Annotated in this window: 11 protein-coding genes and 1 pseudogene; 8 read left to right on the top strand and 4 right to left on the bottom strand. The window is 58.2% G+C overall.

Features of this window, described 5'->3' with window-relative positions:
- From IEX27_RS01835 to IEX27_RS01815, 5 genes are all read left to right on the top strand, one after another.
- Positions 1 to 1065 (top strand): NAD-dependent epimerase/dehydratase family protein, encoded by a 1065-nt coding sequence (locus tag IEX27_RS01835; RefSeq protein ID WP_188719215.1) that lies wholly within the window; start codon positions 1 to 3, stop codon positions 1063 to 1065.
- Positions 1066 to 1092: 27 nt separating this feature from the next.
- Positions 1093 to 2430, top strand: a complete 1338-nt coding sequence (locus IEX27_RS01830) for a DUF4910 domain-containing protein (RefSeq protein WP_188719214.1) — start codon at positions 1093 to 1095, stop codon at positions 2428 to 2430.
- 198 nt (positions 2431 to 2628) lie between these two features.
- The gene (locus IEX27_RS01825) at positions 2629 to 3924 is read left to right on the top strand and encodes a class I SAM-dependent methyltransferase (protein WP_188719213.1); all 1296 of its coding nucleotides are present in this window, start codon (positions 2629 to 2631) and stop codon (positions 3922 to 3924) included.
- Positions 3921 to 4745 carry a glucose-1-phosphate cytidylyltransferase gene (locus IEX27_RS01820; RefSeq protein WP_188719212.1) on the top strand — a complete coding sequence of 275 codons (825 nt, stop codon included), beginning with the start codon at positions 3921 to 3923 and terminating at the stop codon, positions 4743 to 4745. Before IEX27_RS01825 ends, IEX27_RS01820 begins: the two co-directional genes overlap by 4 nt.
- Positions 4742 to 5392 (top strand): PIG-L deacetylase family protein, encoded by a 651-nt coding sequence (locus IEX27_RS01815; RefSeq protein ID WP_188719211.1) that lies wholly within the window; start codon positions 4742 to 4744, stop codon positions 5390 to 5392. The genes IEX27_RS01820 and IEX27_RS01815 overlap by 4 nt, the downstream gene beginning before the upstream one ends.
- A 172-nt stretch (positions 5393 to 5564) precedes the next feature.
- On the opposite strand, the pseudogene IEX27_RS01810 reads toward IEX27_RS01815, so the two are convergent.
- The 4 genes and pseudogenes from IEX27_RS01810 to rfbC form a co-directional block, all read right to left on the bottom strand.
- A pseudogene (locus IEX27_RS01810) lies at positions 5565 to 6683 on the bottom strand (AGE family epimerase/isomerase); the annotation flags it as partial.
- A 239-nt stretch (positions 6684 to 6922) separates the two neighbouring features.
- Complete coding sequence (locus tag IEX27_RS01805; protein WP_188719573.1) at positions 6923 to 7681, bottom strand: response regulator transcription factor; 759 nt, start codon at positions 7679 to 7681, stop codon at positions 6923 to 6925.
- Between the two features lie 281 nt (positions 7682 to 7962).
- Complete coding sequence (locus IEX27_RS01800) at positions 7963 to 8682, bottom strand: Crp/Fnr family transcriptional regulator (RefSeq protein ID WP_188719209.1); 720 nt, start codon at positions 8680 to 8682, stop codon at positions 7963 to 7965.
- An 86-nt stretch (positions 8683 to 8768) separates the two neighbouring features.
- Entirely contained in the window at positions 8769 to 9326 is a 558-nt protein-coding gene (gene rfbC / locus IEX27_RS01795) for a dTDP-4-dehydrorhamnose 3,5-epimerase (protein ID WP_188719208.1), read from the bottom strand.
- Positions 9327 to 9818: 492 nt separating this feature from the next.
- Here rfbC and IEX27_RS01790 point away from each other — a divergent pair, with 492 nt between their 5' ends.
- The 3 genes from IEX27_RS01790 (at position 9819) to IEX27_RS01780 (ending at position 12434) form a co-directional block, all read left to right on the top strand.
- Positions 9819 to 10004, top strand: coding sequence for a hypothetical protein (locus IEX27_RS01790; protein WP_188719207.1), 186 nt, complete (start codon positions 9819 to 9821; stop codon positions 10002 to 10004).
- 21 nt (positions 10005 to 10025) lie between these two features.
- Positions 10026 to 11429 (top strand): class I SAM-dependent methyltransferase, encoded by a 1404-nt coding sequence (locus IEX27_RS01785; protein ID WP_188719572.1) that lies wholly within the window; start codon positions 10026 to 10028, stop codon positions 11427 to 11429.
- Positions 11430 to 11525: 96 nt separating this feature from the next.
- Positions 11526 to 12434, top strand: a complete 909-nt coding sequence (locus tag IEX27_RS01780; RefSeq protein WP_188719206.1) for a serine hydrolase domain-containing protein — start codon at positions 11526 to 11528, stop codon at positions 12432 to 12434.
- The last annotated feature ends 18 nt before the right edge of the window (positions 12435 to 12452 follow it).

The following is a 12452-nucleotide window of genomic DNA, read 5'->3' as shown; positions in this document are numbered from 1 at the left end:
ATGAAAGTGATGGTGACTGGCCATCGTGGCTACATCGGTTCGGTAATGGTCAAGATGCTGCAGGCCGAGGGCCACGAGGTCTGCGGTTATGACAGTGCCCTGTACCGTCGCTGCCTGTTCGCGCCCGGGGGGACGCCGTCGGGGATCCCGGAGTTCCGCAAGGACGTCAGGGACGCCAGGGCGAAGGATTTCGAAGGGATCGACGCGGTCATTCACCTCGCCGCCCTCTCCAACGATCCGCTCGGCAACCTCGATCCGGACCGGACCTATGACATCAACTATCGCGGCAGCGTCCATGTGGCCGCAATGGCGCGACAGGCTGGTGTGGGTCGATTCCTGTTTGCCTCGTCCTGCAGCAACTACGGTCAGGCAGGCGACGACATGGTGGACGAGGACAGCCCGCTGCAGCCAGTGACGGCCTATGGCTGGTCCAAGGTCTATGCGGAACGCGATATCGCGGAACTTGCGACGAGCTCCTTCTGTCCGGTGTTCTTCCGCCCAGCGACCGCCTACGGTCTTTCGCCGATGATCCGCTTTGACATCGTGCTCAACAATCTCGTGGCATGGGCCGTCACGGAAGGCGTGATCCTGCTCAAATCCGACGGCACGCCATGGCGTCCGATCGTACATATCGAGGATATTTCGCGTGCCTTCATGGCAGGCCTCACGGCCCCGCAGGATCAGGTGTCCAACCAGGCCTTCAATGTCGGCAAGACGGAACACAACTACCGCATCCGCGAGATTGCGGAAATCGTGGCAGATGTGGTTCCCGGTTGCCGGCTTGAATTTGCCGACGATGCAGGTCCCGACAAGCGTTCCTACCGCGTGAGCTTCGAGAAGATCAAACGCGTCCTCGGGTTCAACTCCAACTGGGATGCGCGCATGGGCGCCGAGCAGCTCTACAAGGCCTATGCGAGCTCCGGCCTCTCCAAGGACGAGTTTGAAGGTCCGCGCTACCAGCGCATCGGCCACATCCGAAAGCTGATGGCCGAAGGGCTGCTGGGGACTGACCTTCGCGTGCGGGAAGAACAGCCCCAGCACGGCTCAGTTGCTGCAACGGCCTGATAGCGCTCCATCATGAACGCTCATCCGATGGCTGAACGTCGTTTCAGAAGCAAAAGCGATACCGACGCCGCGGGCGCAAAAATCTATGCTCTCGCGGCCGAGATCTACCCGATTTGCAGGAGCATCACCGGCGATGGCGTGCGCCAGACGCTTGATATCCTGAAACGTCAGATACCGCTCGAGACCGTGGAGGTCCCGACCGGCACCCAGCTGTTCGACTGGACAGCACCGCAGGAATGGTCGATCCGCGAGGCGTGGATCAAGAACGACCAGGGCATCAAGGTCGTCGACTTCGCCGTCCATAACCTGCACATCGTCAACTACAGCATGCCGGCGCACCGGTTCATGGAGTTCGAGGAGCTCGCGGGCCACATCCACACCCTGCCCGAGCAGCCGGATCTGATCCCCTACCGCACGATCTACTATGCAGAAAACTGGGGTTTTTGCATGCGTCACCAGGATTTCGAGCAGCTGAAGCCCGGCACCTACGAGGTGTTCATCGATGCCGAGCGTTTTCCCGGCAGCCTCACCTATGGCGAGTATGTCATCAAGGGCACGACGGATCGCGAGTTTCTGCTATCGGCTCACCTGTGTCATCCGTCGCTTGCCAATGACAATTGTTCCGGCATGGCGCTTCTGACCTACCTCGCCCGCCAGATGACCGCCGGTGCTCCTCCGCGACATACCTATCGCTTCATCTTCGCGCCAGGTACCATTGGCTCGCTCGCCTGGCTGTCACGCAACGAAAGCCGGCTTGACCAGATCGACCATGGACTTGTCGTCTCCTGTATGGGTGATGGCGGCGGACCGACCTACAAGCGTAGCCGGAACGGGAAAGCCTTCATCGATCGCGCCATGGCCATCGCGCTTCGCGATCTGGCTCCGGAGGCGACGATCCTCGATTTCTCCCCCTACGGCTATGACGAGCGGCAATATTGTTCGCCGGGCTTCAACCTGCCGGTGGGGCTCTTCCAGCGGAGCCTGTTCGGCACTTTTCCCGAGTACCATACCTCGGCGGACAATCTGGATTTCATAAGACCGAAGCATCTGGCCTTGTCCTGGGAGATCATCCGCTACGTCATCGATATCGTGGAGAACGACTGGACGCCGCTCAACCTTTCACCAAAGGGCGAACCACAACTTGGACGCCGCGGGCTCTATGGTGCCATGGGTGGAGACAAGCGCACGGCTGAACAGGCAATGGCGCTGTTGTGGGTGCTGAACCTTTCCGACGGCAAGCACTCGCTCCTCGATATGGCCGAGCGTTCCGGCACTTCGTTCCAGGATATAGCGGATGCCTCCAGGCGACTCAAAGGTGCGGGCCTGCTGGTGGATGCAAGGGCGCTTGCACCGCTAGACGCGTGAGAACCATGGTGCATCTTCCGTTGGCTATCCGATCGTATGCTCTTCCGGTCCGCTCATACTCCTTTGGATAGGGGGGTGATCCGATCTGCCAAATCGGCAAGCGGTAACCGGCGCGCTAGCCTAGCCCCAATGAAGCATCTGGGGCCAATCCGCCGCCGAACCCGATCCTGGTCCGGCCGGCAAGGTGGGAGAGCGGGAATGAACTTTCAGGCTGTCGATTCCAGCAACAGTACCCGTGCGACAGTTCCACAGGCGACTTGCAGGCTCTGTGGAACCAGTCTCAAGCACACTTTCGTCGATCTGGGTATGTCGCCGCCCTGCGAGCTGTTCCTCGAGGCGCATCAGCTCGATCAGATGGAGGCCTACTATCCCCTCCATGTCCTGGTCTGCGACAGCTGCTTCCTCGTCCAGCTCAAGGAATATGTGACCCCCGAGGAGATCTTCACCGAATACGCCTATTTCTCCTCCTATTCGACAAGCTGGGTCGAGCACGCCCGCCGCTATTGCGAGATGATCCGCGACAGGCTCTCGCTCGACAGCAACAGCCTGGTCGTGGAGCTTGCCAGCAACGACGGATACCTCTTGCAGCACTTCCTGCCGATGGGGATCCCGATCCTCGGCATCGAGCCCGCGGCAAACGTTGCCATGGCAGCGGAAGACAAGGGCGTACCGACGCGCGTCGACTTCTTCGGCGTCCGCCTGGCTTATGAGCTGGTCGACAGTGGAAAGAAGGCCGATCTCATCATCGGCAACAATGTGCTGGCGCAGGTGCCGGACCTCAACGACTTCGTGGGCGGCATGGCCGTGCTGCTGAAGCACCAGGGTGTCGTGACACTGGAATTCCCGCATATCGAGAAGCTGATCGACGAAAACCAGTTCGACACGATCTATCACGAGCATTTCTCCTATTTCTCGCTCATCACGATCGAGAAACTCGCCGCGCGCCATGGCCTGAAGGTCATCGACGTGGAGGAACTGCCAACGCATGGCGGCTCGCTCCGCGTCTATCTCGCGCTGAAAGCGAGCGCGCACCAGCGCGCAGCACGCGTAGACGCTCTGCTTGAGCGTGAGATCGCAGGCGGGCTTGATCGTATCGAGACTTACCTGTCCTTCGGCGAGAAGTCGAAGAAGGTGAAGCGGGATATCCTCGCCTTCCTCATCCAAGCCAAGAATGAAGGCAAGAAGATCTGCGGCTACGGCGCACCCGGCAAGGGCAATACGCTTCTCAACTATTGCGCCATCGGCCCGGACTTCCTCGATTTCACCGTGGACCGGAATCCCTACAAGCATGGGCGTTTCACGCCGGGGCAGCACATCCCGATCCATCCCGTCGAGGCATTGGACGAGGCAAAGCCCGACTACGTCTTCATCCTGCCCTGGAACCTGAAGGACGAGATCATCCGCCAGATGAGCCATGTGGGCTCCTGGGGCGCAAAGTTCGTCATAGCGATACCGACTGTCACGATTATCGATCCCAAGGAGATGGCATCATGAAGGTCGTTCTCTTCTGCGGTGGTCTTGGAACCCGTATCCGAGAATATTCCGAAGCCGTGCCGAAGCCCATGATACCGCTCGGCCACCAGCCGATCCTACGGCACGTGATGCAGTGGTACAGTGACTACGGCCATACGGATTTCGTCCTCTGCCTCGGCTACAAGGCCAATGTCATCAAGGACTTCTTCCTCAACTATCGCCCGCATACCTTCGCCGATTGCGTCGTCACGGGCGGCGGCAAGGACGTCGAGATCCTCAATGATGACGCCCAGGCGGACATCGACTGGCGGATCACGCTGCTTGATACGGGCATCTGGCGCAACATCGGCGAGCGCCTGTGGGCTGCGCGCCATCATCTCAAAAACGAGAAGATGTTCCTCGCCAACTACAGCGACGGGCTGACGGACGTCGATTTGAACGACATGATCCAGAAGTTTGAAGCAAGCGGCAAGCTCGCCTGCTTCCTCGCGGTGCGCCCGCCCCTCACCTACCATCTGGCCGATATTGCGTCCGACGGTGATGTGAAGCGCTTCGTCACCTCCGACAGGTCGGAAATCTGGATCAATGGCGGCTATTTCATCATGCGGCCCGAGATCTTCGACTACATGCGCGAAGGCGAAGAGCTGGTCATCGAACCCTTCAGCCGCCTTATAGCCGACGGCCAGCTGATGGCCTACAAGCACGAGGGCTTCTGGCGCTCGATGGACACGCTGCGTGACTGGCAGACGCTGGAAGACATGGTCGAAAAGGGCGACATGCCGTGGGATGCCCGTACGCGGGCCGAGAGGGAGCGGCGTTCCGTCGTTCTCGCCGCGTCATGATCACACTCGACCTGAAGGACGGACAGCCGCTGTCCGTCCTCTGCCTCGGCGCCCATTCGGACGACATCGAGATCGGCGCAGGCGGGACGCTGCTGACGCTCATCGGCCAGGATCGAAAGCTCAGCATCGACTGGTGCGTGTTCAGCGCCTGCGGCAAGCGGGAGGATGAGGCCCACAATTCGGCGCGCTCGTTCCTTGCGGATGTGCCTGCGTCGAACATTCATCTCGGCCGCTTCAAGGACAGCGACTTTCCATCCCAGCGCGAGGCGATCAAGGAGTGGCTGCTTGAAATACGGGCGAATACCAAGCCGGACATCGTCTTCACCCATACGCGGCTCGACGCGCACCAGGACCACCGCGAGATCAACCAGCTGACCTGGAATCTTTTCCGCGACAGCCTGATCCTCGAATACGAGATCCCCAAGTGGGATGGCGATCTAGGCGGGCCAAACGCCTATGTAACGTTGTCGGAAGAAGCTCTCACACGGAAAATCGAGCTGCTCGACATGCATTTCGGCAGCCAGCGCTCCAAGGACTGGTTCGATGCCGAGACCTTTCGCGGCCTTGCCCGTCTGCGCGGCATGGAATGCCGTGCTCCCGAGCGCTACGCAGAAGCGTTCTACGTGCGGAAGGTGAGACTGTTCTAGCGGGTCGACGGTCTCGCAACCTCGCTTCTATATCGGCCGAAGCACGCGCATGGTGAGCTAGTGGCCGCATGAAATTGGGCCACTTCCGGTCCCACTTTTCCTGAAATTGCTCTAAAGCTGAGAGGCTACCCGCCGGCCGAGGAAAGGCCAGCGGGGGCGTTGTGACGACACCCTACTTGCTTCCCTTGAGGTAGAGCGTGAACGCTGTGATGAGGTGGTAGAAGATCGAGGCCGGAACTTCGGTCGCGATCGCCATGCCCTTTTCATCATAGCGGTCGATCCAGAGGCCTTTGGGTGCCGGGTCTATATGCCAGCGGAAGAGATGCGCCATGCGCTCCTCGATCTCTGGCTTCATATCCGGACCGGGCGTGCCGTCGAGCGCGATTGCCGCCTTCACCGCTTCCGTCTGCGGCCAGCTGCGCGAGGCCTGGTCGAGCGGTAATCCGCTTCTTGAAACAGCACCGAAGGCCAGGCCGGTCAGCCGGTTAAGGCCGTTGGCGATGGCCGAGGCGTAGAGCTTCCGTGCATAGGTGAAAAGTTCCGTGTCGCCGGTTCGATGGGCGTAGTCGACAAGCAGCGATGCCCATTCGAAATGGTGGCCGGGCTCCGTCCAGTCGCCTGCGGCATTCCTCGGTCGCGCCCAATTGTCATCGAAAAATTCGCCGAGCGTCCAGGATTCCGCTTCGAAGAAGTGCAACCGAAAAAGATCCGTAATGCCCCTCGCACGTTTCAGGTAGCATCGCTCGCCCGTGGCTTCATGCCAGGCAAGAAAAGCTTCCAGGAAGTGCATATGCGGGTTGGCGCGCCTCGGCTCGCCGCCCTCCGGGGTTTCGAGGAACCCGGCGCCGTAGGGATCGGCCAGATGTTCATCGATGAAATCAAACGTCTCACGGCCGAGCTGCAGGGCATCCGGATTGCCGGCGCGATGGGCGTGCGCCAACGCCAGGAGAACGCATGCGTGATCATAGGCATCCTCCGTTGGATCCGCCACGCTACCGTCCGGGTTCAGAACACGCACCCAACCGCCGTTCCGGGTACGCCCACGCTGAAGGAAATCGATGCCTTCAGCGATGCAGCGATCGGCTTCGTCGTGCCAGCCGTGGATGCTTGCCATGGAAAACGCGTAGATCTGGCGCGCCATGGTGCGCATGCGTTTCGGCTTCTGCAGACTGTTACCGTCGAATGCCAACGCTTCGTGAAACCCGCCATGGTCGCGGTCGATCCCCTTGTCCATCCATAGGGGCAGCGCCGCCTCGCGCAGCCATTCGACGATCCTAGATCGCCACAGCCCATCATCGAACTGCCAAGGTTCCTGAACGTCTGCACGGGTCAGAAGCGCGCCGTGCCAGACGGCAGGTGCTGCAACCCGTTGCGAGGCGTTTTCAATGACAATCGAACCCATAATACCTCCCCCAAGAATGGTATTACTGCGCGCAATGATCCAATCATGGCTCCCGTACGTACAGGAACCATGCTCGACAGGAAGGGAGGCCGCAATGCTCCCTTCATCCTCGCTAGATATTCGTTGCCCTAGTTCGGGAACATCTCACTGAGCTTATAGGCCACCTCGGTGCGATTGGTTGCCTTGAGCTTCTTCATGATGTTTCGGATATGAACCTTAACCGTGCTTTCGCGGAGGTTCAATTCGTAGGCGATGATTTTGTTTGCCTTGCCTCGCCGTAGCGCCATGATCACTTCCTGCTGACGCTGAGTGAACATGCCTGATAGAGGCGCAGGCTCGCTCTCACCGCCCTGCACGATCGCTTTCTTCATCGAAAGGATGCTCGTGGCCGGGACATAGACCCCGCCGGCCATCGCCAGATTGATCGCTTCGGCGCAGACGCTGATACGGGTGGATTCAGGGATGTATCCCTTTGCGCCGCATTCCAGAGCCTTCACCACATAGACAAGCTCTTCACTCTCGGCCAGGACCAGAACCGGGATCGGTGCAAACTCCTGTACCAGTGCTGTGAGTTCTCCCACGACAGCCGGTTCCGTGGTCTTACGGTTGCCGAGGCCATATAGGATGACGTTCTTGCGTGAAGTATCCAGTTTGAGACTGCGCAGCTCGCTTGCTGTGCTGCACGGGACGGTTTCCATTTCCAGCCCGTGTGCGACGAGACATTCGATGAGACATTCCCGCTGCAATGCCCGACTATCCAGAAGAAGTAATACGCCAGTTTCAGCATCAAGTGACTTGCTCGCCTGATCCTGGCTTTCCTTGGACAGATAGCCAAGGACTGGTGCAAAATTCTCTCTGGAATCTTTCCTCCATGTTCCCGAATGCATAACTAAGTTCCCCGTTTGAACCATCCGTTATGGCGGGATCCCAGCTGAGCGCTGTACTATTTGATAGGGAGACTTGACCCAACTTCCCCTACCGCATCTGCGGCTCATAACCCCCGCCTTACAAATATATAGTACACGCCCACTTTTTACTTCGCTTTAATGTGGATTAGTGAAAAATGAATATGATTAGCAACGAAACTAATACAAAGTGGTAACTTCACAATATACAGTGTTAGAAACTGCGAGGTCGCTTGTAAGTACTGCTTATTATTTATCTACTCTCAAAGTGGTATTTTCAAATAGTCCGGTTCGAATCCCGCCAGTCGTTCCAGCCCCACCCTATCCAGGAACCGAACCGTTTTCTGGCGGAAATCAATGAGTTCGCGCTCGCGAAGTTCGCGCAGCATGCGATTGACGTGGATGGCGGTGAGCCCCAGTGCATCGGCAAGTTCATACTGGGTGAGAGGACACCGGAAACCGTCCCGGCTTGCCGCTCCGGCAATTTCCAGGCGCTGTCCGAGTTCAAGCAGAAGATGCGCCACGCGCTCCAGCGCCTTTCGGCGTCCCAGACTGTTCAGATGCTGAACGAGTATGGATTTCTGGCGAAGCGCTGCAGCCAGGAGAAGCGACATAAGCCTCGGGTGATTGGCAACGCCCGAAATCACATTGCGCGCCGGCCCCTGCCAGATCATGAGCTCGGTCAAAGACGAAAAAGTTTCATCAACCCCGTTTTCGGAAGAGCGGCTCAGGAGGAAAAGGTCACCTGCCAGAGGGAAATCAAGTATCTGGCGATCACCGTCAGGAACATTGCTGTATAGACAGCCCCAGCCGGAATGAACAACTACGAACATGTCGTCATGCTCGGCTGTCACCGTGGTGTCGTGTGCGTAATACTTGTAAACGAAACCAAGCCTGTCGAGCTGCGCCTTGTCGTCTTCACTAAGGTTGCCGTTCTTGAAAAGCCCGGTCTCGCGCAGACTATGTGGCGCTTGCGGCATCATTCATACCATCCCCCATTCGAGTGATCTCTCACCCTTGATCCCTGTCCGGCAAATGCACGAATTGACCCCAAAATTCGCGCGCCGCCTTAATCCTCCAAACACATTCCTCTGTTAATCAGTTCCCAGGGCGGCCAGCCCAGATCCTTGTCAGAGACTTGCGTAACCGGCATAGGCCACTCCACACCCAGCGCCGGATCATCGTAGCGAATCCCGGAGGAATAGCCCGGCGCGTAAAACTCACTAATTAGATAGTTAACTGTTACATCATCTGTCAAAGCTTCAAAACCGTGTGCCATGCCTTTCGGGATGTAAAGCTGCCTGCCGTTAGCCGCTGTGAGTTCAACGCTGAAGGACTGGCGGTATGAAGGAGAGCCCGGACGCATGTCGAAGATGACGTCGAAGATGGCGCCGGAGACGCAGGAAACGAGCTTTACCTCTTCATGCGGTGCGGTCTGGAAATGCATCCCGCGCAGAGTACCGGCGCGCTTCGAGAAGGAGCGGCTATGCTGGACGAAACGGGTTTCGAGACCGTATTCGGCAAATTCGTGCTCGCAGAAGGAACGAGCAAACCAGCCCCGTTCGTCCAGATGGGGCTCAGCGTCTATCAGCCAAGCACCGTGCAATGGCGTCCGATGAAACAACATCCCCCATCCACCCCTGCAGACATTCCGAACAAGTAGTTAACCCAGATCAGCACCAACGAAACAGCCCTCCATAGGAGGTAGCATAGCCGCAAAACCACACCCGGCAAGAGAATTATCCACTTAGCACGTTAGGAGTATCATGCCGTCCATGAATTAATTAGCCGGCTTCTATTTCAATTGTGAAATTCGGCAAGACGTTTTAAATCCTGCACACTTCCAATTCTTTCCGAACGACTTTTTCAGCACTATGATCGCGCTGCATTCGCGCCGAACACACCGGGCTCACGAAAATTTTATCCATCGCGGCTCATCCCGCGGCGCAATATACAGATCTATACTTCACAACCTAATAAACATATTGCCGCCTGAAATCTAACGTTACCGGGACCATATAGAAGAGAAATAGTCCGCCTCTATATCGTCTAAATACGACAGTCACATGACAGCTCTCTGAGAGAGTGAGCTACTGGATCGCTGACAAGTGAGGCCCTCATGAGAATTGTATTTCCTGCAATCGCCTTCAGTGCCGCCTTCACGCTTCCCGCATACGCTTATCTGGATCCGGGTACTGGAAGCATGGTGCTGCAGGCAATCATAGGAGCCATTGCCGTTGGTGGCGCGGCGGTGTCCGTCTACTGGAACAAGTTCAAGTCGCTGTTCACGACCCGCAAGAAGTAATCTCACAAACGTAGCTGCAAGCTGAGGAGGAGCACAGCCCTGACCGCACCTGTTCGCCTGCCCGGTTCTTTCCGCGATCCTGCCGGCCACATCTATTCGCTTCGCGACAGGGTGTTCCGGAGCGTCTCTCATTCGGCAGCAGAGGCCTACGAGGCAGCGCGGCCGGCCTTGCGCGAACTGGCCAACGAAGGCCGTCTGGTCGAATTCCGGGAAGTTACAGCCGAGGAAGTAGGCCTCGACGAGTCGATCGCCTATGTGCTTGAGCACCCAAGGCTCAGCCCCTGGACTTACCCCTACGAGTGGTCGTTCTCGTTACTCAAGGCAGCCGCCCTGTTCCATCTGGAACTTCATCTGGATCTGCTGGACAAAGGGCTGACCCTATCGGATGCCTCGGCCTACAACGTGCAGTTTCAGGGCCCGAAACCCATCTTCATCGATCATCTGTCAGTACGGCCCTATCGCGACGGCGAGTTCTGGCTGGGTCACCGGCAGTTCTGCGAGCAATTCCTCAATCCGCTCCTCCTGCGGGCTCATCTCGATATCGCGCACAATGCCTGGTATCGGGGCAATCTCGAAGGCATCATGACGAGCGATCTCGCCCGCCTGCTGCCTATCCGCAGCCGCCTTGGCTGGCGCGTTCTCTCCAACGTCGTCCTGCCCGCCTATTTCCAGAAGAACTCGACCAGCGATCGGGAAGTGAGCTTCACGACAGAGGGAAGAAAGCTTCCTCTGGCGGGTCTCCAATCCATGCTCCGGCAGCTGCACGGCTGGATTTCATCGCTGCAGCCCGCCAACAAGGCCTCCACCACATGGGCGAACTACGCCTCGACCACCACCTATGACGACCAGGAGACAACCCGCAAGAAAGAGTTTGTCGCCGATTTTGTTCGCTCCAGCGGTGCAAGGCGCGTGATCGATCTCGGCTGCAATACCGGCGACTACAGCAAGATCTGTCTCGAAATCGGTGCTGTGGCGGTGACAGGCTTCGATTTCGATCAACAGTCTCTGGACAAGGCCTACGCCCGCGCTGTCGCAGAGAACCTGAATTTCCTTCCCCTCTTCCTCGACGCGCGCAATCCCTCACCCGCTCAGGGCTGGATGCAGGCCGAAAGGGGTGGCTTCAACGAGCGCTTCAGCGCCGATGCCATACTTGCGCTGGCGTTCGAACATCACCTGGCAATCGCCCACAACGTACCGTTGGCTCAGGTTGTCAAGTGGATCACTGCCATGGCGCCGGCCGGTGTGATCGAGTTCGTACCGAAGTCAGATCCGACCGTACGCAAGATGCTCGCGCTGCGAGAGGATATCTTCCCCGACTATACCGAGGAAGCCTTCGCTACGGCGCTAGCGCGCAGCGGCAGGATTTCCAACAGACTGCAAGTCACCGAAAGCGGTCGGACGCTGTTTTCCTACGTGAGAGAGTAGCGGTCTTAGCTTGACGTCTCGCTCCGAGCTGACCACCAATAGGAAGGTCACGAAAGCCTGGCAGTGGCTGATCTATGGGTAGGTGGGTGCCGCAGCATGAACAAGGTCCAGCGTGGCTATTCCTATTCGATCGTGAATGACGATCACTATGGTTCGGCGGGTAGTACCGAACTGGTCTTCCCCTACTGGAGCTTTTCCAAAACCGCGATCGCGCTTTGCGCGTTAAAACTTCACGAGCGGGGCGAGGTCGATCTTGATCGCCCGCTGTCAGGGCGTCGCTACAATCTTCGCCAGCTTCTGCAGCACACGGCCGGCCTCCCGGATTACGGCGGCCTGAAAGACTATCATGCAGCCGTAGCATGCGATGAAGAGCCATGGCCCGAGGAGCAGCTCATGACTGCTGCGCACGCAGACGAGTTGTTGTTCGAGCCCGGCAAGGGCTGGGCCTACTCGAACATCGGCTACATGCTGGCACGAAGGCACATCGAAGACCAAACAAACAAGAGTTTCAGCTCGCTTCTCGCTGAGCTGATCGCCCTGCCCCTTCATCTTCATTCAATCGAACTTGCAACTGCGCGTCAGCAGTTTTTGCGGGTCCATTGGCAGGCGGCGCAGCACTATCATCCCGGCTGGGTCTATCACGGTTGTCTGACCGGTACGCCTCAGGATGCGGCCCGCCTGCTCCACGCGCTTGTCACCGGCAAGCTGATCCAGGCGGAAACCTTGAGGCAAATGCTGAATGCCCGTCCACTCGGCGACCGAATCGAAGGCCGCCCCTGGATGGAATGCGGCTATGGTCTGGGCCTCATAATCGGGCGCATGGAAGGCGTCGGGCGCGTAATCGGACACTCGGGCGGCGGACCGTTTTCCGTCAACGCCATCTACCACTTTCCCGATCTCGATCAGCCGGTGACCGTCGCCGCCTTCACAGAAGGCACAAACGGCGGCGATGCTGAGTTTGAAGCGGTGAAAACAGCGCGAGAAATCGCGACCGATACTGCGTAGCTTCAATCACTTGGGATT

It is taken from the genome of Nitratireductor aestuarii (assembly GCF_014641695.1).
Taxonomy (GTDB): domain Bacteria; phylum Pseudomonadota; class Alphaproteobacteria; order Rhizobiales; family Rhizobiaceae; genus Chelativorans; species Chelativorans aestuarii.
This window is presented reverse-complemented; position numbering and strand designations above follow the sequence as displayed.

Excerpts from the sequence above, each read along its gene's own strand:
- IEX27_RS01780 (WP_188719206.1), top strand. The coding sequence starts at position 11,526 with ATGAACAAGGTCCAGCGTGGCTATTCCTATTCGATCGTGAATGACGAT.
- IEX27_RS01835 (WP_188719215.1), top strand. The coding sequence starts at position 1 with ATGAAAGTGATGGTGACTGGCCATCGTGGCTACATCGGTTCGGTAATG.
- IEX27_RS01820 (WP_188719212.1), top strand. The coding sequence starts at position 3,921 with ATGAAGGTCGTTCTCTTCTGCGGTGGTCTTGGAACCCGTATCCGAGAA.
- IEX27_RS01790 (WP_188719207.1), top strand. The coding sequence starts at position 9,819 with ATGAGAATTGTATTTCCTGCAATCGCCTTCAGTGCCGCCTTCACGCTT.
- IEX27_RS01815 (WP_188719211.1), top strand. The coding sequence starts at position 4,742 with ATGATCACACTCGACCTGAAGGACGGACAGCCGCTGTCCGTCCTCTGC.
- rfbC (WP_188719208.1), bottom strand. The coding sequence starts at position 9,326 with ATGTTGTTTCATCGGACGCCATTGCACGGTGCTTGGCTGATAGACGCT.
- IEX27_RS01830 (WP_188719214.1), top strand. The coding sequence starts at position 1,093 with ATGGCTGAACGTCGTTTCAGAAGCAAAAGCGATACCGACGCCGCGGGC.
- IEX27_RS01805 (WP_188719573.1), bottom strand. The coding sequence starts at position 7,681 with ATGCATTCGGGAACATGGAGGAAAGATTCCAGAGAGAATTTTGCACCA.
- IEX27_RS01825 (WP_188719213.1), top strand. The coding sequence starts at position 2,629 with ATGAACTTTCAGGCTGTCGATTCCAGCAACAGTACCCGTGCGACAGTT.
- IEX27_RS01800 (WP_188719209.1), bottom strand. The coding sequence starts at position 8,682 with ATGATGCCGCAAGCGCCACATAGTCTGCGCGAGACCGGGCTTTTCAAG.